The sequence below is a fragment of the Pseudomonas reidholzensis genome (assembly GCF_900536025.1).
Taxonomy (GTDB): Bacteria; Pseudomonadota; Gammaproteobacteria; order Pseudomonadales; family Pseudomonadaceae; genus Aquipseudomonas; species Aquipseudomonas reidholzensis.
Genome location: NZ_UNOZ01000020.1, coordinates 88539 through 113272, shown reverse-complemented (window position 1 = coordinate 113272; position 24734 = coordinate 88539). Strand labels below are relative to the sequence as shown.

Annotated in this window: 21 protein-coding genes; 18 read left to right on the top strand and 3 right to left on the bottom strand. The window is 66.4% G+C overall.

Annotation, left to right across the window (positions count from 1 at the left end; all coding sequences use genetic code 11):
• The first annotated feature begins 47 nt into the window (after positions 1–47).
• From CCOS865_RS15340 to CCOS865_RS15275, 14 genes are all read left to right on the top strand, one after another.
• Positions 48–1778, top strand: a complete 1731-nt coding sequence (locus CCOS865_RS15340; protein ID WP_119142279.1) for a GspE/PulE family protein — start codon at positions 48–50, stop codon at positions 1776–1778.
• Positions 1759–2541 (top strand): hypothetical protein, encoded by a 783-nt coding sequence (locus tag CCOS865_RS15335; protein ID WP_119142277.1) that lies wholly within the window; start codon positions 1759–1761, stop codon positions 2539–2541. Before CCOS865_RS15340 ends, CCOS865_RS15335 begins: the two co-directional genes overlap by 20 nt.
• Before the next feature lies 1 nt (position 2542).
• Positions 2543–3085, top strand: coding sequence for a pilus assembly protein (locus tag CCOS865_RS15330; RefSeq protein ID WP_119142275.1), 543 nt, complete (start codon positions 2543–2545; stop codon positions 3083–3085).
• The gene (gene pilO / locus CCOS865_RS15325) at positions 3072–3626 is read left to right on the top strand and encodes a type 4a pilus biogenesis protein PilO (protein ID WP_119142273.1); all 555 of its coding nucleotides are present in this window, start codon (positions 3072–3074) and stop codon (positions 3624–3626) included. The genes CCOS865_RS15330 and pilO overlap by 14 nt, the downstream gene beginning before the upstream one ends.
• Positions 3623–4126 carry a hypothetical protein gene (locus tag CCOS865_RS15320; protein ID WP_119142271.1) on the top strand — a complete coding sequence of 168 codons (504 nt, stop codon included), beginning with the start codon at positions 3623–3625 and terminating at the stop codon, positions 4124–4126. Before pilO ends, CCOS865_RS15320 begins: the two co-directional genes overlap by 4 nt.
• Complete coding sequence (locus tag CCOS865_RS15315) at positions 4123–6015, top strand: secretin N-terminal domain-containing protein (protein WP_119142269.1); 1893 nt, start codon at positions 4123–4125, stop codon at positions 6013–6015. Before CCOS865_RS15320 ends, CCOS865_RS15315 begins: the two co-directional genes overlap by 4 nt.
• Positions 6012–6485, top strand: a complete 474-nt coding sequence (locus CCOS865_RS15310) for a type II secretion system protein (RefSeq protein WP_119142267.1) — start codon at positions 6012–6014, stop codon at positions 6483–6485. The genes CCOS865_RS15315 and CCOS865_RS15310 overlap by 4 nt, the downstream gene beginning before the upstream one ends.
• Positions 6486–6490: 5 nt before the next feature.
• On the top strand, positions 6491–6865 hold the full coding sequence (locus tag CCOS865_RS15305; protein ID WP_119142265.1) for a type II secretion system protein: 375 nt from the start codon (positions 6491–6493) through the stop codon (positions 6863–6865).
• Complete coding sequence (locus CCOS865_RS15300) at positions 6840–7367, top strand: type II secretion system protein (RefSeq protein WP_119142263.1); 528 nt, start codon at positions 6840–6842, stop codon at positions 7365–7367. The genes CCOS865_RS15305 and CCOS865_RS15300 overlap by 26 nt, the downstream gene beginning before the upstream one ends.
• Entirely contained in the window at positions 7364–7759 is a 396-nt protein-coding gene (csgE, locus tag CCOS865_RS15295) for a curli production assembly/transport protein CsgE (protein ID WP_119142261.1), read from the top strand. Before CCOS865_RS15300 ends, csgE begins: the two co-directional genes overlap by 4 nt.
• Complete coding sequence (locus CCOS865_RS15290; RefSeq protein WP_119142259.1) at positions 7756–8172, top strand: curli assembly protein CsgF; 417 nt, start codon at positions 7756–7758, stop codon at positions 8170–8172. The genes csgE and CCOS865_RS15290 overlap by 4 nt, the downstream gene beginning before the upstream one ends.
• A 33-nt stretch (positions 8173–8205) precedes the next feature.
• Positions 8206–9042 (top strand): CsgG/HfaB family protein, encoded by an 837-nt coding sequence (locus CCOS865_RS15285; protein ID WP_119142256.1) that lies wholly within the window; start codon positions 8206–8208, stop codon positions 9040–9042.
• 117 nt (positions 9043–9159) lie between these two features.
• Positions 9160–9636, top strand: coding sequence for a YbjN domain-containing protein (locus CCOS865_RS15280; RefSeq protein ID WP_119142254.1), 477 nt, complete (start codon positions 9160–9162; stop codon positions 9634–9636).
• Positions 9633–10577 (top strand): peptidylprolyl isomerase, encoded by a 945-nt coding sequence (locus CCOS865_RS15275; protein ID WP_119142252.1) that lies wholly within the window; start codon positions 9633–9635, stop codon positions 10575–10577. Before CCOS865_RS15280 ends, CCOS865_RS15275 begins: the two co-directional genes overlap by 4 nt.
• Positions 10578–11770: 1193 nt before the next feature.
• Here the strand turns inward: CCOS865_RS15275 and CCOS865_RS15270 are convergent.
• A complete protein-coding gene (locus tag CCOS865_RS15270) occupies positions 11771–12469 on the bottom strand; it encodes a pirin family protein (RefSeq protein ID WP_119142250.1) in 699 nt (232 codons plus the stop codon).
• Positions 12470–12688: 219 nt separating this feature from the next.
• Between CCOS865_RS15270 and CCOS865_RS15265 the strand changes: the two genes are divergently transcribed.
• Positions 12689–15160 carry a UvrD-helicase domain-containing protein gene (locus CCOS865_RS15265; protein WP_119142248.1) on the top strand — a complete coding sequence of 824 codons (2472 nt, stop codon included), beginning with the start codon at positions 12689–12691 and terminating at the stop codon, positions 15158–15160.
• Positions 15161–15165: 5 nt separating this feature from the next.
• Here the strand turns inward: CCOS865_RS15265 and CCOS865_RS15260 are convergent, their stop codons facing one another.
• The gene (locus CCOS865_RS15260; RefSeq protein ID WP_208644538.1) at positions 15166–20055 is read right to left on the bottom strand and encodes an NEL-type E3 ubiquitin ligase domain-containing protein; all 4890 of its coding nucleotides are present in this window, start codon (positions 20053–20055) and stop codon (positions 15166–15168) included.
• A 197-nt stretch (positions 20056–20252) separates the two neighbouring features.
• Here CCOS865_RS15260 and CCOS865_RS15255 point away from each other — a divergent pair, with 197 nt between their 5' ends.
• Complete coding sequence (locus CCOS865_RS15255) at positions 20253–21179, top strand: alpha/beta fold hydrolase (protein WP_119142246.1); 927 nt, start codon at positions 20253–20255, stop codon at positions 21177–21179.
• An 87-nt stretch (positions 21180–21266) separates the two neighbouring features.
• Positions 21267–22160: a sterol desaturase family protein gene (locus CCOS865_RS15250; RefSeq protein ID WP_119142244.1), complete on the top strand. Its 894-nt coding sequence runs from the start codon at positions 21267–21269 to the stop codon at positions 22158–22160.
• Here the strand turns inward: CCOS865_RS15250 and CCOS865_RS15245 are convergent.
• Positions 22143–22829 (bottom strand): helix-turn-helix domain-containing protein, encoded by a 687-nt coding sequence (locus CCOS865_RS15245; protein WP_119142242.1) that lies wholly within the window; start codon positions 22827–22829, stop codon positions 22143–22145. The genes CCOS865_RS15250 and CCOS865_RS15245 overlap by 18 nt on opposite strands.
• 205 nt (positions 22830–23034) lie before the next feature.
• Between CCOS865_RS15245 and CCOS865_RS15240 the strand changes: the two genes are divergently transcribed.
• Positions 23035–24705, top strand: coding sequence for an MFS transporter (locus CCOS865_RS15240; RefSeq protein WP_119142240.1), 1671 nt, complete (start codon positions 23035–23037; stop codon positions 24703–24705).
• The last annotated feature ends 29 nt before the right edge of the window (positions 24706–24734 follow it).

Sequence of the window (24734 nt, the reverse complement as noted above, 5' to 3'; positions counted from 1 at the left end):
CCTCTACCGAGCCACCTGCGACGCGCCCCTGAGCGGAGTCGCAGGCCATGGATCAATCCACCCGCAGCACCAGCATCACCGACCCTGTGGGTGTGCCCGCCACTGCGTCGGCACAGTCGCAGCAGATCATCGCCTATCCGCGCGAACTCCTCGCCAAGGCCCGTCTCGAAGCCGGTGACGAGCGCCTGCTCAACTGCCTGGAGCGCCTCTCCAGCGACACCCCGGCGATCTTCACCCAGCGCCTGGCCAACACCCTTCATTACCGCGCACTCGACAGCGCCAGCCTGTTTGCGTCGACCCCGGTGTTCGAAGAGGTCAGCCTGGCGCAGTGCATCAAGCACGAGTTCGTCCTGGTGCAATGCGCCAGCGAACTCATCGGCGTGTTCGCCGACCCGTTCGACTCGGCCCGCCTGGCCTGGATCGACGACAACCTGCACGACGCACCGCTGTTCCTCGCCCATGCCGGTGACCTGGCCGCCTACCTGGCCCGCCACGAAGAAAGCTTCCACGCGGTCGACGCGCTCGATCAGGACGCCGAGCCCGGCACCGAGGCCGACCCGCTGCAACGCCTGTCGCTGACCAGCATCAGCGAAGACCAGAGCCGGGTGGTCAAGCTGGTCAACTCGACCCTCTACGACGCCCTCAAGCAGCATGCCAGCGATATCCACCTGGGCATGACCGGCCAGGGCCTGACCATCAAGTACCGTATCGACGGCGTGCTCAATGGCGCCGGCAAGGCCAGCGGCAGCGCCTTCGCCGAGCAGGTGATCTCGCGGATCAAGGTCATGGCCGAACTCGACATCGGCGAAAAACGCGTGCCCCAGGACGGCCGCTTCAAGGTCGCCGTGGGCGAACGCCAGATCGACTTCCGGGTGTCGATCATGCCCAGCATCTTTGGCGAAGACGCCGTGCTGCGGGTGCTCGACAAGCAGGACCTGTCGGACAAGGTCAGCGGCGTGCAGCTGCAGGCCCTGGGCTTCCAGGAAGAGACCCTGCGCGCCCTGCGCCGGCTGGCCAGCGAGCCCTACGGGATGATCCTGGTGACCGGCCCGACCGGCAGCGGCAAGACCACCACCCTCTACGCCATGATCAGCGAGATCAACCATGGCGTGGACAAGATCATCACCATCGAAGACCCGGTCGAGTATCAGCTGCCGGGCGTGCTGCAGATCCCGGTCAACGAGAAGAAGGGCCTGACCTTTGCCCGCGGCCTGCGCTCGATCCTGCGCCACGACCCGGACAAGATCCTCGTCGGCGAGATCCGCGACCCGGACACCGCGCAGATCGCCGTGCAGTCGGCGCTCACCGGCCACCTGGTGTTCACCACCATCCACGCCAACAACGTCTTCGATGTGATCGGCCGCTTCAGCCAGATGCAGGTCGACCCCTACAGCTTTGTCTCGGCGCTCAACGCCGTGCTCGCACAACGCCTGATCCGCCTGGCCTGCAGCCACTGCGCGCTGCCTTGCGAACCCGACGACGAGCTGCTCGCGGCGTCTGGCTTGAGCCGCGAAGCCGTGGCCGGCTGGCAGTTTGTCCGCGCCCAGGGCTGCGGCCAGTGCCGCGGCAGTGGCTACCGCGGGCGCAACGCCATCGCCGAACTGCTGCATTTGGACGACGACCTGCGGCAGATGATCGTCGAGCGCCGCCCCCTGGCGCAGATCAAGACCCTGGCTTGCCAGCGCGGCCTGCGCCTGCTGCGCGCCAGCGCCCTGGACCTGGTCCGCGAGGGCCGTACCACGCTTGAGGAGATCAACCGTGTCACATTTATCGCCTGATCGCTATTGCGCCGTGCTCGGCGCCGAGGGTGTCGGCCTGGGTCGCTGGCACGCACACCACCATCAATGGCTGGGCACCCGTGCCTTTACCTGTGACGCCGCCCAACCGGCCTGGGGCGCTGCCCTCGAGGCGCTGTCGGCGCTGCTGGCAGAGCACGCGCCGCGTGGCGGCCAGCTGCGGGTGCTGCTGTCGGCGCGCTTCAGCCGCTTCTGCCTGGTGCCGTGGAGTGACGCCATCGGCCATCCACGCGAGCTGCAAGCCTATGCCCAGGGCTGCTTCGAGAATCTCTACGGGCAGTCGCTGGCCGACTGGCGCATCGTCCTCTCGGCGGAGCCAGCCGGCACCGCGCGGATTGCCACGGCGCTGCCCGAGGCATTGCTGCAGGGCCTGCAGGGGGTGGGCCGCGAGCACCGCCTGAGCCTGCGCTCGGTGCAACCGTACCTGATGGCGGCGTACAACCGCTGCAGCGCGCAACTGGCCCAGGGCGACTTCCTCTTCGTGCTCGCCGAGCCTCGTCGCAGCGTGCTGCTGCTGGCGGCAGGCGGCGCCTGGCAGCAGGTCCTGGCGCAGGGCTGCGCCGACACTGACCAGGCCCTGCAAGCCTTGATCGAGCGCACCTGCGAGCTGTATGGCGAGCAGCTGCCGCGAGTCTACCTGCACGCCCCAGGGCGCGCCGAGGTGCCGCAACTGGCGGCTATCCAACTGTGCCAAGCCGCAGGTGACAGCGATCCGCTGTGCGCCATGTGGCGAGCGGTGGCCTGACATGCGCCGCCTCGACCTGGAATTCCAACCCCAACGCAGCAGCGCGCTGGCCTGGTCGCTGCTGGCCCTGGCCGGCGCCGTGGTGGCCGTGCTGGTGCTGCTCCAGCAAGACCTGCAAAGCGAGCAGGTCGACCTCGAGGCGCGGGTCCACAGCCTGGAACTGAAACTCGGCCGGCGCCCGGCCACCGCCGCACCGCAGAGCAGCGCCGCGAGCCGCGAGCAGGCCGAGCAGCTGGCGCAGATGCGCAGCGTCTCGCAACAGCTGCAGCGGCCCTGGGAGCAGCTGTTCGCGATGCTCGAAGCGATGCCCCAGGAGGACGTCGCGCTGCTGACCATCACCCCCGACGCCCGCAAGGGCCAGGTGCGCATCGCCGCCGAGGGGCGAGACCTGGAGGCGATGCTGCAGTACCACAAGCGCCTGGAACGCAGTGCCGAACTGCGCGATGTGTCGCTGCTCAGCCACGAGGTCGTGATGGGCCAGCCAGAGCATCCGGTGCGCTTCAACCTCACGGCTACCTGGGAGACCGGCCATGCGCGTCCCTAGCCTGATCCTTCACGAACAGGCGCGCCGGCTCGGTCGCGCCGGCCTGGGTGCCGTGCTGCTCAGCGGCCTGGCGCTGGTGCTTGGGGTAGCCAGTGTGCTGCCGCAGTGGCAAGCGGTGCGCGAGCTGCGCGCCGCTGAAGCCGATGCCAGCGTGCAGGTCCAGCGCGTACAGCGCGGTGAACTGAAAATCGCCGTCAAGCCCGAGCAGCAGGCGCTGGATACCCTGCGCCAGCAGTTGCCCGGGCAGCCTGAGGCGAGCGAGCTGATCGAACGGCTGTACCGCCTGGCCAGTGCCGAGCGGATCAGCCTGGCCCGCGGCGAGTACGCCCTGGGCGTCGACCCCAAGACCCAGCTGGCGCGTTACCAGATCGTCCTGCCGTTGCGTGGCAGCTACCCGCAGATTCGCGGTTTTCTCCAGGCACTGCTCGGCCAACTGCCGACCCTGGTGCTCGAGGACCTGGAGCTGCAACGCAAGCGCATCGGTGACAGCGAACTGAACGGTCGCCTGCGGATGACCCTTTACCTGTCGAGGTCGTCATGAACAGCGCGCGTGCAGTGATGTGGATCGGGTTTCTGGGCGTCAGCGCCGTGGTCGCGTGGGCGCCGGGGCATTGGTTCGGCCAGGAAGACACAGTGGCGCCAGTCGCAGGCAAGCCCACCCGCACCGTGGCCGCCGCCGATCCTGTAGGAGCGGGCTTGCCCGCGAAGAGGCCGGCACAGGCTCAACGCGATCTGTTCCCCGCCCAACGCTGGAGCAAACCCCAAGCCCTGGCCACCGTCACCGAACAACCCGCGGTTGCAGCACCCGCCGCCGTCGCCGCGCCCGCCGCGCCGACGCTGCCGTTCCAGTTCATCGGCCGCATGGGCGACCGCGACGACTTGCAGATCTTCCTGCAGAGCGGCGAAAAGCTCTACGTCGTGCGCCAAGGCGACGTGATCGACGATACCTACCGCCTCGACCATGTCTCGGCCACCGAGCTGAGCCTGGTCTACCTGCCACTGCACCAGCCACAGACCCTGTCTGTCGGGAGCGCACCATGAAGCCTTCGAAGTCGTGCAAGTCTGCTCCGTTCATGCTCCTCGCGCTGTGCGTGGCGATCGCCGGGTGCGGCTCCAGTGGCGTGCGCAAGGACAGCCAGGAGTTGATGAAGGAGGGCCAGTACGAAGCCGGCATCTCCCGCCTCGAAGAGGCCCTGCGCGACGACCCGCGTGACACCGAACTGAACATCGCCCTGGTGCATGGCCGCCAGGCCGCGGTCGAAAGCCTGCTGACCCAGGCCGACAGCGACCGCAGCCGCCACGACTTCGCCGGCGCGCGCATCGGCTACGGCCGGGTGCTGACCCTCGAACCGAACAACCGCCGCGCCCAGGAAGGCATCCGCCAGATCGAGCTGATCCGCACCCTCGACGAGCGGGTCGCCCTCGGCCAGGCTGCGCTGCGCCAGGGCGACCTGTTCGGCGCCGAACGCTACATGCGCGAAGTGCTGCGGCTCGACCCGCAGAACCAGAAGGGCATCATGCTGCGCAGCGACATCGAGAACGTCCAGGCACGCACCGCCACGCCGTTCCCGCAGCTGCGCAGCAAGCTCGAACGGCCGGTGACCCTGGAGTTTCGCGACGCCAACCTGAAGACCATCTTCGAGGTGCTGGCGCAGGTCGCCGGGATCAACTTCATCTTCGACAAGGACCTGCGTCCCGAGATGAAAGCGACCATCTTCGTGCGTGACGTGCGCATCGAGGACGCCGTGGCGCTGCTGCTGGAGCAGAACCAGCTGCACCAGAAGATCGTCAACGACAACACCCTGCTGATCTACCCCGACTCGCCGCAGAAGACCAAGGACTACCAGGAACTGGTCATGCGCACCTTCTACCTGACCAGCATCGAGGCCAACACCGCGCTGAACATGGTCAAGACCATGCTCAAGACCCGCGACGTGTTCGTCGACGAACGCCTCAATACGCTGACCATGCGCGACACCCCGGACGCCGTGCGCATGGCCGAGAAGCTCTTGCAGTCGCAAGACCAGTCCAACCCCGAGGTGGTCCTGGAAGTGGAAGTCATGGAAGTGGCCCGTTCGCGGATCCTCGACCTCGGCCTGCAATGGCCGAACACCTTTGGCGTGCTCAACAGCGAAGGCCAGTCGGTCAGCGTGCTCGACCAGCTGCGCGGGATCAACTCCAGCCGCATCAGCATCGCCCCCGGCCCGCAGGCCAAGATCAACGCCCAGGACAAGGACATCAACACCCTGGCCAGCCCGGTGATCCGCGTCAGCAACCGTGAGCAGGCGCGCATCCACATCGGCCAGCGGGTGCCGATCATCAGCGCCACCTCGGTGCCGTCGACCCAAGGCCCGGTGATCACCGAAAGCATCACCTACCTGGACGTCGGCCTCAAGCTCGAGGTCCAGCCGACCGTGCATCTGAACAACGAAGTGGCGATCAAGATCGCCCTCGAAGTCAGCAACGCCACCCCGCTGGAGGCCACCCGCCAGGGCACCATCCCGGTCCAGGTCGACACCCGCAACGCGCAGACCAGCCTGCGCCTGCACGACGGCGAGACCCAGGTGCTGGCCGGCCTGGTGCGCAACGACCACAACGCCAGCGGCAACAAGATCCCGGGGCTGGGTGACATCCCTGGCCTGGGCCGGCTGTTCGGCAGCAACAAGGACGACATGACCAAGTCCGAGCTGGTCTTGGCGATCACCCCGCGGATCGTGCGCAACCTGCCGTACCAGAGCCCGTCGGACATGGAGTTCGCCACCGGCACCGAGTCGGCCCTGCAGGTGCGCCAGCTGGCCCAGCCGTTGCCGGCCGAGGCCTTGCCCACCGACGTGCCCGGCGATGCACCGGCCGAGGCGCCGCTGGTCAATGGCCAGATGGCCGCCGTGCCGGCCGTGCAATCGACCGTCACCCGGACCGCGCAGCCATGAAACGCCTATCCGGTGGGTTCAGCCTGATCGAGGTGGTGCTGACCCTGGCGCTGCTCGGCATGCTCGCCGCCATGGCCGCGCCGCTGACCGAAACCGTGGTCCGCCGCGGCAAGGAGCAGCAACTGCGCGAGGCGCTGTACCAGGTGCGCGACGCCATCGATGCCTACAAGCGTGCGTTCGACGCCGGCTACATCGAAAAGCGCCTGAACGCCAGCGGCTACCCGCCCAATTTGCAGGTGCTGGTCGACGGCGTGCGCGACGTGCGCAGCGCCAAGGGTGCCAAGTTCTACTTCCTGCGGCGCATCCCGCATGACCCGCTGGTGGCGGCCAAGGACGACGACCTCGGTGGCTGGGGCCTGCGCGCCTACGACAGCAGCGCCGACAACCCACGCGAAGGCGAAGACGTCTTCGACGTGTACTCCAAGGCCCGTGGCAAAGGCCTCAACAGCGTCCCTTACGGGCAATGGTGACGGTCATGAAACGCAGCAGAGGTTTCACCCTGATCGAGTTGCTGGTGGTGATGGCGATCATCGCCACCCTGATGACCATCGCCATGCCGCGCTACTTCAACAGCCTGGACGCCTCGCGCGAAGCGACCTTGCGCCAGAGCCTGGCGGTGCTGCGCGAGTCGCTCGATCACTACTACGGCGACACCGGCCACTACCCCGATTCGCTGGAGCAACTGGTCGAACATCGCTACCTGCGCAACACCCCGGTCGACCCGATCACCGAGCGCAGCGACGCCTGGCAACTGCTGCCACCGCCAGAAGGCGTGGCCGGCGGTGTTGCCGATATCAAGAGCGGTGCAACCGGGAGGGCGCGTGATGGCAGCCTCTATGCAGAGTGGTAAGGCCTGCGCCGGCTTCACCTTCATCGGCGTGCTGTGGCTGATCGCGGTCAGCAGCATGGCCCTGGCCGCCAGCGCGACGTTGTGGTCGACCAGCGCCCTGCGCGAACGTGAACGCCAGTTGCTCTGGATCGGTGGCCAGTATGCCCAGGCACTGCGCAGCTACTACCGCGCATCCCCCGGCCTGGCCCAGTACCCGCAGGACCTTAACGAGCTGCTCGAAGACAACCGCTTCCCGGCGCCCAGGCGGCATATCCGCAGGCTCTACCCCGACCCGATCGCCCGCGACGAGCCCTGGGGCCTGCTGCGCTCGATCGACGGACGGATCACCGGCGTGTACAGCCGCGCCACCGAGGCCCCGCTCAAGCGCAGTGGTTTCGACGCGCAGTGGGTGGCCTTCGAAGGCCTCGAGCACTACAGCGATTGGCAGTTCGTCGCCGAGCAGGCGTTTGCCGAGAGTGGCAACGGTGCGCGGCGCCAGGGCAGCCAGGGAGATGCGCCATGAACCGCCGGATCTTCGCCTTTGCCCTGTGCCTGCTGATCAACCACGGCGCGGCCAATGCCGGCCCCGAGGACGAGATGATGGGCTTTATCGTCGACAACACCATCTCGCACATCGGCCACGACTTCTACAACGCCTTCAGCGACCGGCTGCGCGCCACCAGTCGCCTGGATTTCAACCTGGTGGTGCGCGAACGCCCGGATGCCCGCTGGGGCAGCCTGGTCACGGTGGAGTTCGAAAGCGACGTGCTGTACCGGCGCTTCCTGCCCCCCAACACCACCCAACTCACCGATGAGGCCGTCGCGGCCGCCGACCTGGTCAAGCAGCAGATCATCCAGCGCAAATTGCAACGCCTGCTGCAGGACACCACCGATCTGGAGAGGGACGAGCTATGAACACGCACATGCCACGTTGTATCGCCGCCTGCCTGCTGACGGCGGCCCTGGCCAGTCAGGCCGAGGCCACCGAGCTGGTGTACACCCCGGTCAACCCGGCCTTCGGCGGCAACCCGCTGAATGGCACCTGGCTGCTCAACAACGCCCAGTCGCAGAACGACTACGACGACCCGGACCTCAAGGACCGCACCGCGTACGCCGGCACCTCGGCCCTGGAGCGGTTCAGCAACCAGCTCGAGTCGCGGATGCTCTCGCAACTGCTCGACAACATCAGTAACGGCAGCACCGGCAGCATGTCCACCGACGCCTTTCTCATCGACGTGATCGACGACTCCGGAGCCTTGAGCATCCGCGTCACCGACCGCGCCACCGGCGAAGTCTCGCTCATCGAGGTCAGCGGCCTGAACCCCTGACAGGGAAGGGACCAGCATTAGGGGAGAACCACCATGAAACGTCTGCTGAGCACACTGCTGATCCTCGCCACCTTGCAAGGGTGCAGCCTGCGTGAACCGATGTCGGCCGAGCAGGATACGGAGTCACCGACCCTGACCCCGCGCGCCTCGACCTACTATGACCTGATCAACATGCCGCGGCCCAAGGGCCGGCTGATGGCGGTGGTGTACGGCTTCCGCGACCAGACCGGGCAGTACAAGCCGACCCCGGCCAGCTCGTTCTCGACCAGTGTCACCCAGGGTGCGGCAAGCATGCTGATGGACGCGCTCAGCGCCAGTGGCTGGTTCGTGGTGCTCGAACGCGAAGGCCTGCAGAACCTGCTGACCGAGCGCAAGATCATCCGCGCCTCGCAGAAAAAACCCGACGTGGCGGAAAACATCGTCGGCGAACTGCCGCCGCTGCAGGCCGCCAACCTGATGCTCGAAGGCGGCATCATCGCCTATGACACCAACGTGCGCAGCGGCGGCGAAGGTGCCCGTTACCTGGGTATCGACATCTCCCGCGAGTACCGGGTCGACCAGGTCACGGTCAACCTGCGCGCGGTGGACGTGCGCACCGGCCAGGTGCTGACCAACGTCATGACCAGCAAGACCATCTACTCGGTCGGGCGCAGTGCCGGGGTGTTCAAGTTCATCGAGTTCAAGAAGCTGCTCGAGGCCGAGGTCGGCTACACCACCAACGAACCGGCGCAGCTGTGCGTACTGTCGGCGATCGAAGCGGCGGTCGGCCACCTGCTGGCACAGGGCATCGAGCGGCGCCTGTGGCAGGTAGAGGGGAGCGGCGACAAGGCGACCGTGGACAAGTACCTGAGCCAGTACCAGCAGCAATGAGGGATTAACCCCAAGGTATTAGCGGCACACTGACGTGGAAGGTCTACGCTAGAGCCAATCGCCGGGTAACCGGCGAGCGTTGGGTACCTCTCAGCATTATCACAAGGAAGACGACACATGACCGAAGTCACCCTCATCGAAACCGTTAGCGCCGACTCCCTCACCAAGCTGTTGCAAGATGCCGGTTGCCGGGTCAACCGCAACGAGCAGAATGCGGTGGTGCAGTTGCTCAGCGCCAGCCAGGGCGTGGGTTATGCAGTACGGTTTGGTAATCAGGTGCCGGGCAAGGAGGGCGAGTTCCTCGATTTCACCTTCAGCTGTGCCTTGCGCATCCAGGGCGAATTGCCTGCGGGCCTGGTAGAGCGCTGGAACGCCTCGCGCCGGTTCGCTCGTCTGTCGGTACAAGGTGAGTTCCTGGTGATGGAGAAGGACGTGGTAGTGGCCGATGGCGTCAGCGAGAAGCACCTGCTGGGCAGCCTGCTGCTGTGGGATCGCCTGCTGCAGGAGTTCATCGTCTACCTGCGCGATTACAGCCGCAACCTGGCCGATGGGGTCCCCGCCGAGGCGGGCACTGACGCGGCGCGCGCCTCTTGACGGGGCGTACACTCTGGGCCAGCGCCGGTGCGCTGGCCGTCATTGCAGTGGCGGTTGCCCTGGCCTTGCGCCCGGGCGACGAGCCGGTAGCCGCGGCGCGGCTGGCGTCGAGCACCGCCGAGAGCGGGCCGACCCTGGCCCGCTTGGGCGATCAGCAGGTCGCCAGCGACGAGCTCAAGGCGTTGTTGGCGTTGCTCCCGGAGGAGGCTCGCAGCCGCCTGCGCGATGACCGCCCAGCGCTGGAGGCGTGGATCCGCGCCCGCCTGGCCGAGAAAGCCCTGTACCAGCAGGCTGAGACCAAGGGCTGGCTGCAGCGCCCCGAGATCCAGACCCAGACCCGCGCCGCTACCGAGCAGATCGTGCTGCGTGACTACCTGACTTCGGTCAGCAAGGTGGCGGATGACTACCCCAGCGAGGCCGAGTTGCAGCAGGCCTACGACAACAGCAAGGCCGAGCTGCAGCTGCCGGTGCGTTACCGCCTGAGCCAGATTTTCCTGCGGGTGGCCAACCCCCAGGACGATGAGGCGGTGCACAAGCAGGCCCAGGCACTGGCCAAGCAGGCCCAGGCCAGCGAGGCCGATTTCGCGGCCCTGGCGCGTGACCATTCACAAGATCCAGGCACTGCCGCACAAGGCGGTGACACCGGCTTGCAGCCCTTGGCGGGGTTGTTGCCGGAGGTGCGTGGGGTGGTGCCCAAGCTCAAGGTCGGAGCGGTCAGCGAGCCGGTGCAGAGCGCGGCGGGGTATCACATCATCAAGCTGGTCGGGCAGGAGCCGGCGCGTGCTGCGACCTTTGCAGAGGTGGCGCCGCGTTTGCGCGAGGTGCTGCGTGCGCAGCGTCAGGAGCAGATGGCCAAGGCTTACGTGGACGGGATGTTCGACACCGCTACATTGAGTATCGATGGCGCGGCGCTGAATAAGGTGGTTGAAAGCAGCCAGTGATGGTGCGGCTGCTGGCCCTTTCGCGGGGCAAGCCCCAAGCCAGTCAGTCAAGACTTGGTCGCCTGTTCTGGGGCCGCTTTGCGGCCCTTTCCGACCGGTCCGGCGCCCCGGCAAGGCCGCTCTCACAGTATCAATGCTTGTCCTGTAATTATGGGTATCACGCGGTCTCTTTAGAGCGATCATTGGTTGTTCACGGATTGCCGGGTAGATTTTGTTGGGCTTGGGCTTGGGCTTGGGCTTGGGCTTGGCTTGCAAGTTATGGGCTTATCCATTCGATGTGGTGGCGCTTATGGCCCCTTCCGCCCTTACGGCGGGTCACTTTTTTTCTTGGAAAAAAGTAACCAAAAACCGCCGGCTCCCACATACGGCCCTCCGCTGCGCTGCGGGTTCCCTCACTCCGGCCTTGCTCCCGCGAGGACCGCGCTGTACGGGCCTTCCTGGCCCGCAGCCCTTGCCGGCCATCCATGGCCGTCACCTCGCTTCGCAAGACCTCCGTTCGGCCTCCTGAGGTCGCCAAGTTAGGGTGGTGCCTGGGCTGGCGTTATCTTCGATAGTGGCAATGGTGGTGGATATTCGGGCCCTTTCGCGGGGCAAGCCCGCTCCCACAGGATCTCCGTTGACCGAAAGTGGAACGCTATCCTGTGGGAGCGGGCTTGCCCCGCGAATAGGCCGGGACTGCCAATACAAATTCTGGCTCTGCCGCGCTGTACCGCCCTTATAAACCCGCGAGAGCGAAGCGATTCGCCAGCCGTTGCCCTGGCCCTTGATCTGGCGTTTGATCTGGCTCGTGATCTTGATCTACTGCGACTTCAGGAGGCCGGAGTGAGGGAACCCGTAGCGCAGCGAAGGGCCGTATGTAGGAGCAAGCGGTTTGGCGTTTGATCTGGCTCGTGATCTTGATCTACTGCGACTTCAGGAGGCCGGAGTGAGGGAACCCGTAGCGCAGCGAAGGGCCGTATGTAGGAGCAAGCGGTTTTTGGTTACTTTTTTCCAAGAAAAAAAGTGACCCGCCGTAAGGGCGGAAGGGGCCGTCAGCGCCACCCCATCCACCGGATAAGCTCAACAATCGAAACGCGCCCCCACCGACAACTGTCCCAATAACCCGTGAAGAACCCTATTTGCCCCCAAAACACGCGACCAAGTCTTAACTGACTGGCATGGGGGCTTGCCCCGCGATGGGGATGGCGCTGATATCACGCGACATCGACCAGGACGATCTCGCTGTCTTCGATCGCGGTCACGCTCAGCACGGCTTCCTGCTCGATGGCCAAGCCGTCGCGAGCGTCGACCCGCACGCCGTTGACCTCGATCGCGCCCTTGGCCGGCACCAGGTAACCGCGGCGCCCCGCATCGAAGCGATATTCAGCGGTTTCACCGGTACGCAGGGTGGCGGCGACCAGGCGTGCATCGGTGCGAATCCGCAGGCTTTCTTCATCACCGGCACGGCCACTGGCCAAGGTCACGAAGCCTTCGCCGCGCTCGCCTTTAGGGAACGGCCGGGTACCCCAGGATGGCGCCTCGCCGACGCGCTCCGGGACGATCCAGATCTGGAAGATCCGCGTATCGACCTTCTCCAGGTTGTACTCACTGTGCACGATGCCGCTCCCGGCGCTCATCACCTGCACGTCGCCAACTTCGGTACGGCCCTTGTTGCCCAGGCTGTCTTCGTGGGTAATCGCCCCTTCACGGACATAGGTGATGATTTCCATGTCGCGGTGCGGGTGCGGCGGGAAGCCGCTGCCAGCCGCGATCAGGTCGTCGTTCCATACCCGCAGGTTGCCCCAGTGCATGCGGGCCGGGTCGTAGTACTCGGCAAACGAGAAGTGGTGATGGGCGTCGAGCCAACCATGGTTGGCATGGCCGAGGCTGTTGAAGGGTCGCAGTTGCAGCATGATCGTGCTCCATGAGTGGGTGGAATGGGGCCATGATGCCTGTTGCAAAGATCGAAAATAAGCGTAAATATCGGCTAAAAATGATCGAGCCTATCGATGTTTTAACGGTGATGATTTATCCGCTTCATCGCCTAATAGCTTGATCCGCAAGCATTAGCTGGCGATTTCTTGCGGATGCGGCGAACATGAGCCGCTGTTTCAATCTTCAACGGAGTGACTGTGTCGCACGAGCTTCCCCCAGGCCCAGCCCTACTGACCCCACCTGCCCAATTGCCCTGGTTTCGTCGCCTGGCCGCACGTCTGTTGGGCCGTGGCCTGACCCGCCTGCAGGCGCAACACCGCGACTCGTGGTTTCTCGGCCATGCCACGGGCCAGCGCACCGGGCATGCCGATGGCGTGCGTGAGGGCTTCGAGCAGGGCCGCATCGAAGGCTTTGATGCCGGGCGCCAGGTCCTGGTGATCCGCGACACCCGCCCAGAGCACGCCAGCGTGCCGGGCGAGGACGACAAGCTGTTCGACGACTGGCGCCTGCCGCTGACCGCGGAGCTGAAAAAACGCTTCAAGGCCGATGTCGCCCAGCGCCTGCCGGCCGAGCAGCAGCCCAGCGCGGCGCAATGGAAGCTGATTTTCAGCGACACGCCGTCGACCTGCGTGGTGGCCGGTGCCGGTGCCGGCAAGTCCACCTCGCTGGTGCTGCGGATCCTGCTGTTGCGCCATTACCTGGGCTTTGAGCTGGACGCCATGACCGTGGTGACCTTTACCCGCGAGTCACGCAAGGACTTCATCAAGCGCCTGATGCAGGTGTTTGCGCTGTGGCAGATCAACCTGCCGGCCGCCGGCGCGCGCGAACTGGTGCGCACCTTCCATTCGCGGATCCTGCCGCTGGTGCGCAGCCTGCCGGGGTTCGGCCAGCTGCGGGCGTTCGAGACCCTGGGCAATGACATGCCCGCGGGCGGTGAGGCCGATGCCGACACTAACCCGTTCGACCTGCGCCTTAACGATGCCCAGCGCCAACAGCTCAACCTGTGTTACCGCGACGTGCTGGCCGACAGCCCGCGCTTTGCCGAACTGATCGCCACCCTGCGCCGCGACGCCTTGCAGCTCAAGCCGCTGGACCCGGATCACCCCGACGTGCAGAAGCGCGTTCAGGTGACCCAGTTGGCCGCTCAACGCGATGAAGAGCTGTGCGATGTGATCGAGGACCTGTGGTTCGCTGCCGGTGCCTGGCCGATCAAGGGTATCGAGCCGTGCCGCGAGACCGTTGAGATCCGCGGCAGCCGCTTCCATGTGCAGGGCCGGCTGGAAGGGCTGGATGCTTGGGTGGTGCTCGGCTTCGACCCTTCCGAGAGCGCCCAGTACCAGCGCCCCGGCGCCAAGCTGGCGGTGCGCGCGGAGTGGGCGGTAAAGCGCACCCTGTTTCAAGCTTTCTGCGATAAGCCACTGATTTGGCTGGATAATTACGCCTCGGCAAAGCGCCTGGCAGCGTCCTTGGCGGGCGATGCCGTGGCGGGTCCTGGCTTTGAGTACAAGGTCAAGGGCGAGCTCGCGCCTGCGCCGCTGCTGGATGCGTTCGTGGCCGCTGCGGGCTTTATCGAGAACCTCGGCCTCGAGGTCAATCGCGCGGTGGCGGCCATGAGCTTCCCGCCGGGCGACAGCGACGCGCTGTTCTTCGAGGCCCTGGCGCTGTACTGGAAGGCCCTGGAAGCTCACCTGCTGGCCCAGTCCCCTCCAGTGATGAGCTACAACCGCATGTTCGCCCTGTTCGGCGAGAACAACCCAGAGAACCTCAAGCTGTTGCCAGACCCGCTGCTGCGGCCGCTGGCGCACCTGATGATCGACGAATTCCAGGACGTCTCGCCACAGATCGTCAGCTGGCTGCGCGCCAGCCTGGCGGAAATTCGTCGGCGTGGCCCGGCCATGCACGTCGGCCGTAACGCCCAGCATGCCTCGCTGCTCTGCGTGGGCGACGACTGGCAGTCGATCTACGGCTGGCGGGGCAGCTCGCCGAAGTACTTCATGGAGTTCACCAAGGCGTTCCCGTCGCCGGCCAATACCCGGGTGATGCTGGTCGAAAACTACCGCAGCCAGCAGCAGGTGATCGATGCCGCCGAGCATCTGGTCAAGGGCGCGCCGGCCATTCCCGGCAAGAAGGCCAAGGCCAGTGGACCTGCCGCGCAACTGCCTGGGTCGCCGGTGAAGGTCTTCGACCGTGACGAGGCAGCCCTCGGCCAGACGCTCGTCGAGCACTATCAACGCGGCGAAACAGTGATGATGTTGTTTCGAAAAGGTAGCGATAAGCTATTGATTTCAGAGCATATTAAATCTGTAGTTAATGTGGATTCTAGCTTGCCACCCGATCAGCGCAGGCTGCGCCAGCTGACCTACCACAGCGCCAAGGGGCTACAGGCTGATGCGGTATTCATGCTGGGCGATTGCCAGTACCTGACCAGCTCGCCCTACAAGAACCAGGTCTATCGCCTGGCGGGCCTGGGGCGCCCCGGGGATGCCCAGGCGTTCGACACTGCGCAGAAGGAGGAAGTCCAGCGGCTGGCCTATGTGGCCGTGACCCGTGCGGTCAGCCACTGTTACTGGCATGTGGAGCCGGCCAGCGGCGAGCAGGCCAAGCTGCCACGCGCGTCCAGCCAGGTGGACGGCCGGCAGGCCTTCTTCGAAGACCTGCGCGGCGTGTAGCGGCGTCAGGCCAAGGTGCTTTCCAGGCCGCGGGTGAGGCTGTCGAGCAGGCCTCGCTCGACCTCCCGCTGCGCTTGCAGCAGCGCGTCGATGGCGGTCTGGTACTGGCCGGAGTTCAGCGCAACCCTGCGCAGCCCGCCTTGGGCATCGAGCAACGGCTGGCCAAGGACCTTTTCCAGCGCATCGATCAGCGACCGAGACAGGCGGGTGACGGGCTCGGCCTCCTCACTCAGGCAGTAGTCGAGGTAGTCCAGGCCCGATCGCCAGTAGTCGGTCAGCGCCTCGAACTGCGCCGCATACTGGCTGCGCAAGGTTTGCTGCCAGCTGGGTTGTTCGAGCAGCCAGGTGCGCCGGGCGGCAAGGTCCAGGTCGAGGTGGCGGACCTGCTCGGCGACATTGGCCAGGATGCGCGGGGTGAGCTGGGCGACATGCTCATAGCGCATGCCGGCGCTAGGCTCCGGGTAGTCCAGCCGGGTGGCCAGGTGCTGACGCAACGCCAGGCGAATCTCGATATCGTCCACCAGTGCATCGTAGAGATCGGTATCGGGCACCGCCCGGACGTCATCGAGCGGGTCCAGGGGCGGCAGGTTGGACTCATCACCGCTGATCACCGCTTGCTGCAGTGCGGCCTTGCGCAGCGTGCGCCGCAAGGCGATGCGGTCGGCCAAGGTATCGACCTGCGCGCGGCGAAACAGCTTGCGGTACAGCGCCCACTGAGCCGCGAGGGGGCTGTCGCCGATGCTCGCATCGTAGGTCAGCACGCGGATCTCCAACGCACTGAAGGCATCGGCCCCGGCATCGCCACAGGTGGGCGGGAAGGCCTGTGCCAGGTCGTTCAGGTCCTGGCGCAGGGCCTGGTCCTCGGCCGCTTTTGCCAGCAGGCCCCAGACCCGCGTGTTCAGGCCATCGGGTTGACGCTGGGCCTCGGCCGACTGGGTCAGACGTTCCAGTACCCCGGCGAGCTCGGTGTTCTCGCCGTGGTCGAACAGGTCGGCCCACAGCTGCTCGCGCGCCGGGCCGGCATTGGCGCGCCAGACGGTCTGCCAGTGGGGCATGTCGACCTCTTGCTCGAACACGCTGACGCGGTTGGCGAGCAAGCGCGATCGGGTGCCGGGCTCCATGCCGTTGTAATTGAAGCGCCAGACGCGGTCGGGCAGGCGCGCTCCGACGTCGCGGACATAGGGTGTGCTCAGCACTTCAGGCAGGCCGGGGACGGTGCGGATTTGGTTGAACGACAGGTCGAGCGAGCGCAGCTGGTATTGCGCCTGGCTCATCAGGGTGGTCAAGCCTTGTGGCCAGGCCTGCAGGCTGCAATTGCTCATGGCCAGGTGACTGAGCCGGGCCATGTAGCGCACGTCTGGGGCCACCTGCAGCGGGTTGAAGTTCAGGCGCAGGGTTCTCAGATGGACCATGTCCTGGAAGCGCTCGGCCAAGGCGTGGTCGAGGGTGATGTTGTTGCGCAAGAGGCTGAGCGCATCGAGGCGAAGGCGCCCCAGAAAGGTGATGTCCGCGGCGTTCAACTGCAGGCGGTTACGGCTCAGGTCGAGCACGCGCAGCCGCGGCATGGCGCCCAGCGCCTCTTGCGCCGTGCGCGTCAGCTCGGTCAGCGCATTGCCGGGCAGACTCAGCTCGACCAGGTGGGGCGTCGACTTCAGTGCCGCGAACAACGACGCGGGGTCGATGTCAGGGTTGCCGATCAGTTCGAGCTGTTCGAGCCGGCTGAAGCCGCCGAGGAACCCAGCGTCGATCCGCTGCAACTCGAGGCTATCGATCTTCAGTGAGCGGATGTGCGCAAAGCGCGCGCTCAGCGTCGGCAACTGCGCGAGGCGCATGCGCTGCAGGGTCAGGTGCGTGCGATCGGCGCCGCCTTCACGGCGCCAGGCGGTTTTCAACGCCTCGGCGCAGGCTTGGCGCTCCTCGCGTTCGAGGATGTCCGCTGAGGCGTCCACCCAACTGGTCAGTTCGCGGTTGAGGGTAAAGCACTCGGCTTCCAGTGCCCGTATGGCATCGGCGATGCCGTTGGGGTGCGCAAGCTCGGCCTGCAGCGCATTCAGCTGGCTGTCGCTGAGCTCGGGATAGAGCGCCTGCAGGCGCCGCGCGGCGGTCGTCGCGGCGCGCCTGGGCACACCGCGGCCACTCAGCGGATAGCCCAGGCGGCCGTGGGCCAGGCGCAACGGCGAGCGATAGCCAGGCTTGATCGGTTGCTGGCCGATCAGGCGGGCGGCCTGTGCGCGGTCGTCGGCTGCGGCATGGAACAGGGCTTCGCCACTGAGCCCTGGGTGCTGTGCCTGCAGCCCGTCGATCAGCCGGGCCGTGTCGCGGTTCGCCAGTGTCGGCCGATACAGGCCGATGATCGCCCGGTCCAGGCGCGCCTGGGCTTGCAGGCAGCGGGCCTCCTCGAGGAGGCGCAGCGAGGGGCGGCCGTTCGGCGCGATCAGTCGCGCGCGTTCAAGGCCGCTGGCGTTGGCCATGAGCTCCTCGGCGAATAACCCCGGAAGGCCGGTGAATTGGCCGCGTAGCCGCGCCGCAGCGGGTGAAAGCGTCGGTTGAGCGTTGCTGTACAGGCTGTCGAAAAGCGCCTGGCGACGCGCTTGAAGATAGTCTGCCAGCTGGCTCTGCAGTGCTTGGCTGCGCCCCTCGCCCGGCACGGCTTGCGGCGTCAGGACATCGGCGTCGTGCAGTTGCCCCAGGACGACCTCGGCCAGTTGTCCGGCATCCAGCTCACTGTGGCTGATCTGGATCAGCACATCGCCGATCTGCCGAGGTAGGCGCCCATAGAAAGTCGACTCGCCGAAGCGCTCGCTGCCCTGGAAAACCTGAATGATATGGTCCTGCGGCCAGCGCGGCAGCTCGACCAGGGCCGGCAGGGCGAAGTTCTTGTAGGCCGCCAGCGGTCGGGCGTGGCGCACGTTGTCGATGATGACGCTCGCCTGTCGGTCGGCTCTCAGGCGTACCAGGGTGTCCTCGAACGGTGCGGGCAGCTGGGTTCCAGCCACATGCAGCCGTTGCAGTACGCCCTCATCCAGGCCGGTGCTGCGCCAGGCGTTGCTCAAGTCCTGCGCGTTCAGGTTGTCGTCCAGCCTGCCCAGGCGCCGCTGCAGGGTCCCGCTGTCCCAGCTCAGCGGCGATTCGTGGGTCAGCCGCCAGGCGCCAGTGCCGTTTTCGGCGAGTGAGGGTGCATACGCCTCGGCATCCTGCGGATGGCGAATGCGCCAGGTGCCGTCGGCGTCCTGAAACTGTTCATACAGCGTGCCGTCCAGGCGTGCATAGGTACGGCCGTCCAGGTGGTACTGGCCCCTCTTATCGGCCTCCAGGGCGGAGGGGATCTCGACCGGGCTGGCATAGCCCGACAGGGACGGACTCCAGAGCAGGTCCTGGTCGCCGACGCGCACGCTGTGCATCGCGTCGACAAAGCCTGAGGCCTTGAGCGCCACCGCACCGGCCCCGACAGCGCCAACCACCGCCGCATTCACCAGCACCGACTCCAGCTGCGCCAGCGCCTCGGCGTTGTCACCGTCTTCCCAGGCCTGGATGCCATGGAACACGCTGCCGCCGATCTGCGCGGCGCCGATGGCGAGCATCAGCGGGTTGAGCCCCGGGATGCACATGGCGGCCACATTGAGCACGGTCAGGCCGACGTCCAGCCAGTGGTCCAGGCGCTCGAGGCGCACCTTGGCGTCGACATCGGCAGTCGGTACCGCGATGGCCCGGGCGTCACCTTTGAGCCGGGCCACATGGCGGCGCTCCAGGTCCTGCCACGGCTGGCTGGGCAGCAGGTTGTCGCCGGTCTGCAGGTGCACGCTGGTGCGGGTGATCAGCGGCGGATGGCTGGCGTCGTCGGCGTTCTCGAACAAGGCGCGCTTCAGCCGGCGCATCAGCTCCGGTTGCAGGGGGCGGGGCGCCAGGGCCACGAAGCGTTGCCGGAAGCCCTCCTGCAACAGCTTGCTGCGCATGTGCCGGAACACCTCGGCCAGTGAGCTGAACTCCCTGATCGGGTCATCATCGCCTGGCAGGTAGAGGATGACCGGGTCGTCCTTGCCGTTTTCGGCGGGCGCCATCAGCAGCATCTCGTGGATTGGCACGCCAAACAGATTGATCTGCCAGGTGCGCAGGGGGCGCCGGTCATAGCCTGGCACAGGCGTCTCGCCGCACAGGTCGTGCAGCGCCGCGTGGCCCAGCGCGGACAGCACGCCCTTGAGCCTGGCGACACGGGTCTGCACACGGAATTCGTCCTGGCGTGCCCGGATCGACAGCGCGCGGATCCGCTCCGCCTGGGGGCCGTCATAGAGGCTGGCCAGGTGTGCCTGATAGCGCTGCCCGAGGTCCAGCGCGCGGCACGCCTCGATAAACTGGTTCACGCTCAGGCCGCGGGGGGCTGTGAAATCATCGCGGCTGGTTTGTAGGCCGCTCAGGCGGGTGGTGTCGGCGGGGCCTTCGAAGTTGTGCAGCGCAGCTTCGAGCAGGCTGCGAAGCTGCGGTTCGCCCTTGGCGATGATGGGCAAGAGGTCGGTAGGCGTGCTCGGGCCCGAGGGCGGAGTGGTGGGTCGCTGTACCTGAGTCGGCTGAAAGCGGTACTGGGCCTGGAGCACGGGTACGTCGATTGCCAGGCGCTGCTGGAGCAGCGGCGCGCAGAACTCGCTGATGCCTTTGAGGCCCTGCAGTTGGGCCTGCAGGGCGCTGAGGCTGGTGTCGCGCAGCTCGATCGCGCGGCGCAGCGCCGCCTGGTCGAGCGCGGCGGCATCGGCGTACCAGGGGAGGGCAACGCCGGCGGCGTCCAGGTACTCCTTGCGCTGACGCTGCAGCACCTCGCGGACCTGGGTGGGATGCAGTTGCTTGCTCCAATCGGGCAGGCTTTTGCTGATCTGGGCGTAGTGGTAGGGCGTGGTGCTGGGCATATGCGGGCTCCGCTCTGATAGTGCGGCTATCAGGCGCCATCGCGCGGGCGCACAGGTGTTACATAACTAGCGCCCGGGCAGAGGTCGGTGTCGCGCATGTGGTCGTCGGTCACGGTGCAGCACGCTCGGCCTGGCTGGGCCATGGTGGGGTGCCGGCCTGACTCGCAGGCGCCAGGCATCAGCCAGGGAGAGAGCCCATGCGTTCGCAGTTCAGTCCCAAGGACCACCTGCTCGACCTCGACGGTATCGAGATCGCCGTGCGCAGTTGGGGGCCGGAAGACGGCATTCCGGTCCTGGCCCTGCACGGCTGGTTGGACAACGCCGCCTCGTTCGAGCGGCTCGCGCCGTTGCTCGACGGCTGTTTCGTGGTGGCCCCGGACCTGGTCGGCCACGGCCGCTCCGACCACCGTCGCCACGACAGCGGTTATTACCTCTGGGAGCACGCCGAAGACATGCTGGCGGTGGTCGACAGCCTCGGCCTCGGCCAGTTTCACGTGCTTGCCCATGGCATGGGCAGCGGCGTCGCCACGCTGCTGGCGGCGTTGACCAGTGGCATCGCCAGCATGATCCTGCTCGACGGCATGGGGGCGCCGTTCACCGTGGCCGAGGATGAGCGGGTGCAGCACCTGGCCAAGGCCTATCGGCTCAAGCGCCTGGTCCGGCGTAGCCGCCTGCAGGGCTTCAGTGACAAGGACGGCAGCCAGTTCGACAACCTCGAAGACGCGCTGCTGCAACGCCGCAGTCGGCTGGACGGTGGCCTGTCGGCGGAGGCTGCGCGGTTGTTGGCGATGCGCGACCTGCTGCAGGTAGGCGAGGGCTATTGCTGGCGGCACGATCCGCGGCTGGTACTGCCCGAGCCGATGCCGCTGACCGAGCGTGAGGCCTGCGACCTGCTGAGCCAGGTCAGCTGCCCGCTGTACCTGATGCTCGGCCGCCAGGGTGCGTTTGCCGGTGACGGCTTCGCCCGGCGCGAGGCGGCCTTACCGCGCCAGGCCAAGGTGTCCTGGCACCCGGGCGGGCACCACCTGCACCTGGAAGGGCCCGATCGGGCGCTGGTCGACCAAATCCTGCGGGTGCTCGCCCGGCATGAGCAGGGCACGTTGCAGCGCCTGGTCAACGAGTGAGGGCGGCCTGCACTTGCGCCGTTCGTTCAAGCGGGGTGATGCCGACCACGCAAGACTGGTGACTCCTGCCGCTTTGGAGACACCCTCATGCGTTACGTGTATGCGCCGCTGTTCCTGCTGGGATTCATTGCCACCGCGCTGTACCTGCTAGGCAGCGGTTTCAGTGCGCGGTGGTTGCTGGCGCTATTGGCAAGCGCAGTGCTCCTGTCGTTTGTTTGTGAAGCCGTGTGGCCCTACAGGCCTGCCTGGAACACGCCCCATGGCGACGGCCACCGCGATCTGCTGCATGCGGTGGTCAACGAAGGCCTGAATATCGCCGCGCTGGCGATCATCCCGCTGTTGGCCCTGCACATCCCCTCGGTGGACCTGTGGCCCAGCCATTGGCCGTTGTGGCAACAACTGCTGCTGGCGTTGCCGCTGACCGACCTGGGCATCACCCTGATGCACTACGCCAGCCACCGTAGCGCGCTGCTCTGGCGCCTGCACGCCGTGCACCACAGCGTCACCCGCCTGTATGGCTTCAACGGCCTGATGAAGCACCCCTTGCACCTGCTCCTCGAAGCACTCGGCGGCACGCTGCCGTTGCTGGTGTGCGGGTTGGGCCAGGAGGTGGCGATCCTCCTGGCGTTCAGCATCTCGATCCAGCTGCTGCTGCAGCACAGCAATGTCGACATGCGCATCGGTTGCCTGCGTCACCTGTTTGCCTGGGCCCCGGTGCACCGCCTGCATCACATGAAGTACGGCACGGCGGGCGACGTCAATTTCGCCTTGTTCTTCCCGCTATGGGACCGCCTGCTGGGCACTGCACTGTATCTGCCGCGTTACGCCCTGGGTGAGGATGACCTGGGTATTGGCGACCGCCCGGACTACCCCCGTGGCTACCTGGCCCAGTTGCGCGAGCCGCTGCGCCCTGGGCAAGGCGCCCAACCGGCCGCGCCGCTGCCGCAGGCGCTGCGCGAGGCGCTAGGCGAGCGTGCCTAGGCGCAGATGACGCAACGCCGCGCCGGCGCGGATGCCGAACTGGCTGCGCACGCTCCGGGAAAAATGCGCCGAGTCGGCGAAGCCCGCCGCCAGCGCGGCGTCGGTCAGGCGGTGCCCGGCCAGGGCCAGCTGCAATGCCTGGCGCAAGCGTTGCCAGAGCACCAGGCGGCGTACCGACAAGCCCAGGCTGCCGCTGAACAGGCGCTCGAGCTGGCTGATCGACAGGGTGGCGGCGCGGGCCAGCTCTTCGGCGGGCAGGGCATGCTCATCCACGCCGCGGATACGTGCCAGGGCCTTGCCCAGGCGCGCATCGAGCGGCGGTCGTGGCCAGTCGCGCAGCAGCCGCGCCAGCCGCTGCGGGTCGCCAGCGCCCTGGTCGCAGGCCGCCAGCAGCGCCGCGCTGCTGAACGCCAGCGGCTCGGCGAACACGGTGATACAGGGATCGTCCTGGCTGAGGATGGCATGCTCCTGGCCCGACTCGACCAACAGCAGCGGGCCGCTCAGCCGTTGGCCGTCGACCTCGACCCACACGGGCGCGTCGAGGCCGATCAGCACCTGGTGCGCATAGTGCGCGTGGCGGTCGGTGTGGCCCGGTCGGCCGACCAGCAGGCCGTGGTCATCGCCCAGCCAGATCTGTCCCTGCCACGCCTGGCGGTTGCTTACGGTCATGCGCCTGTGTCCTTGTGCGGCCCTGGCATGCTGGCGAGTGGATATCCCGACAAAGCCGATTATGCTTCAGCTTACCTTGCTGCGATCCGAAGCGGTTCGCTTCGTCGTGCTTCGCGCAACCGTGATCCAAACAAGCCCAAGGGCCAGGGTGCGGTGTGTTGTCTATGAGGTACTCCGGCCTACAAGAACAACACGGAGGCAACCCATGGCGGTCATCGACAGCACATCGACAGGCAGCGCGCCCAAGCGCGGTATCACCCGGGAGGAGCGCAAGGTCATCTTCGCCTCGTCCCTGGGCACGGTGTTCGAATGGTACGACTTCTACCTCTACGGCTCACTGGCGGCGATCATCGCCAAGCACTTCTTCGCCGGCGTCAACGAAACCACCGCGTTCATCTTCGCCTTGCTGGCGTTTGCCGCAGGCTTTGCCGTGCGGCCGTTCGGCGCGATCGTGTTTGGCCGGCTGGGTGACATGATCGGCCGCAAGCACACCTTTCTCATCACCATCGTCATCATGGGCGTGTCCACCGCGCTGGTCGGGCTGTTGCCCAGCTACACGACCATCGGTGTCGCCGCCCCCGTCATCCTGATCAGCCTGCGCCTGTTGCAAGGGCTGGCGCTGGGCGGTGAGTACGGCGGTGCGGCGACCTATGTGGCGGAGCACGCGCCGAAGGGCAAGCGTGGCTTCTTCACCGCGTGGATCCAGACCACCGCGACCCTGGGCCTGTTCCTCTCGCTGCTGGTGATCCTGGCGTGCCGTACCGCGCTGGGCACCGAGGCGTTCGAAGCCTGGGGCTGGCGGATCCCGTTCCTGCTGTCGATCGTGCTGCTGGCGATCTCGGTGTACATCCGCCTGCAACTGAGCGAGTCGCCGGTGTTCCTCAAGATGAAGGAGGAGGGCAAGGCCTCGAAGGCGCCACTGACCGAGTCGTTTGCGCGCTGGGACAACCTCAAGGTGGTGATCATGTCGCTGCTCGGTGGCACCGCCGGGCAAGCGGTGGTGTGGTACACGGGGCAGTTCTATGCGCTGTTCTTCCTGCTGCAGACGCTCAAGATCGACCCGCAGACGGCCAACCTGCTGATCGCCGGCTCGCTGTTGATCGGCACGCCGTTCTTTATCGTGTTTGGCAGCCTGTCTGACCGTATCGGGCGCAAGAAGATCATCATGGCGGGGTGCATTCTGGCGGCCTTGACCTACTTCCCGATCTTCAAGGCGCTGACCGAGTACGGCAACCCGGACGTGTTCGTCGCCCAGGCGCAGAACCCGGTGGTGGTGGTCGCCGACCCGGACCAGTGCTCGTTCCAGTTCGACCCGGTGGGCAAGGCCAGATTCACCAGTTCGTGTGACCTGGCGAAGACGCTGCTGGCCAAGCGTGCGATCCCCTATCAGAACGAGCGCGCCGAGCCCGGCAGCGTGACCCAGATCCGCATCGGCGAGCGGGTCATCCCCAGCTTCGATGGCTCGAGCCTGGCGGCCGCCGACTTCAAGGCGCAAAACGATGCGTTTACCGCCACGCTTGGCGGTGCCCTCAAGCAAGCGGGTTACCCCGAGAAGGCCGACCCCGACAAGATCAACTACCCGATGGTGCTGTTGCTGCTGACCATCCTGGTGATCTACGTGACCATGGTCTACGGGCCGATCGCCGCCTGGCTGGTGGAGCTGTTCCCGGCGCGCATCCGCTACACCTCGATGTCGCTGCCGTACCATATCGGCAACGGCTGGTTCGGCGGCTTCCTGCCGACCGTGGCGTTCGCCATGGTGGCGGCCACCGGGGATATCTACTACGGGCTGTGGTACCCGATCGTGATTGCGCTGATGACGGCGGTTCTGGGTATCTTGTTCCTGCCGGAAACCAAGGACCGCGATATCACCTGAGGTGCAGGCCTGCTGCTGCGCCTTCGCGG

What these genes read in the sequence shown, in the direction of transcription:
- CCOS865_RS15340 (WP_119142279.1), top strand. Translation starts at nt 48, where the DNA reads ATGGATCAATCCACCCGCAGCACCAGCATCACCGACCCTGTGGGTGTG.
- CCOS865_RS15330 (WP_119142275.1), top strand. Translation starts at nt 2,543, where the DNA reads ATGCGCCGCCTCGACCTGGAATTCCAACCCCAACGCAGCAGCGCGCTG.
- pilO (WP_119142273.1), top strand. Translation starts at nt 3,072, where the DNA reads ATGCGCGTCCCTAGCCTGATCCTTCACGAACAGGCGCGCCGGCTCGGT.
- CCOS865_RS15320 (WP_119142271.1), top strand. Translation starts at nt 3,623, where the DNA reads ATGAACAGCGCGCGTGCAGTGATGTGGATCGGGTTTCTGGGCGTCAGC.
- CCOS865_RS15315 (WP_119142269.1), top strand. Translation starts at nt 4,123, where the DNA reads ATGAAGCCTTCGAAGTCGTGCAAGTCTGCTCCGTTCATGCTCCTCGCG.
- CCOS865_RS15310 (WP_119142267.1), top strand. Translation starts at nt 6,012, where the DNA reads ATGAAACGCCTATCCGGTGGGTTCAGCCTGATCGAGGTGGTGCTGACC.
- CCOS865_RS15305 (WP_119142265.1), top strand. Translation starts at nt 6,491, where the DNA reads ATGAAACGCAGCAGAGGTTTCACCCTGATCGAGTTGCTGGTGGTGATG.
- CCOS865_RS15300 (WP_119142263.1), top strand. Translation starts at nt 6,840, where the DNA reads ATGGCAGCCTCTATGCAGAGTGGTAAGGCCTGCGCCGGCTTCACCTTC.
- csgE (WP_119142261.1), top strand. Translation starts at nt 7,364, where the DNA reads ATGAACCGCCGGATCTTCGCCTTTGCCCTGTGCCTGCTGATCAACCAC.
- CCOS865_RS15290 (WP_119142259.1), top strand. Translation starts at nt 7,756, where the DNA reads ATGAACACGCACATGCCACGTTGTATCGCCGCCTGCCTGCTGACGGCG.
- CCOS865_RS15285 (WP_119142256.1), top strand. Translation starts at nt 8,206, where the DNA reads ATGAAACGTCTGCTGAGCACACTGCTGATCCTCGCCACCTTGCAAGGG.
- CCOS865_RS15280 (WP_119142254.1), top strand. Translation starts at nt 9,160, where the DNA reads ATGACCGAAGTCACCCTCATCGAAACCGTTAGCGCCGACTCCCTCACC.
- CCOS865_RS15270 (WP_119142250.1), bottom strand. Translation starts at nt 12,469, where the DNA reads ATGCTGCAACTGCGACCCTTCAACAGCCTCGGCCATGCCAACCATGGT.
- CCOS865_RS15260 (WP_208644538.1), bottom strand. Translation starts at nt 20,055, where the DNA reads ATGCCCAGCACCACGCCCTACCACTACGCCCAGATCAGCAAAAGCCTG.
- CCOS865_RS15255 (WP_119142246.1), top strand. Translation starts at nt 20,253, where the DNA reads ATGCGTTCGCAGTTCAGTCCCAAGGACCACCTGCTCGACCTCGACGGT.
- CCOS865_RS15250 (WP_119142244.1), top strand. Translation starts at nt 21,267, where the DNA reads ATGCGTTACGTGTATGCGCCGCTGTTCCTGCTGGGATTCATTGCCACC.
- CCOS865_RS15245 (WP_119142242.1), bottom strand. Translation starts at nt 22,829, where the DNA reads ATGACCGTAAGCAACCGCCAGGCGTGGCAGGGACAGATCTGGCTGGGC.
- CCOS865_RS15240 (WP_119142240.1), top strand. Translation starts at nt 23,035, where the DNA reads ATGGCGGTCATCGACAGCACATCGACAGGCAGCGCGCCCAAGCGCGGT.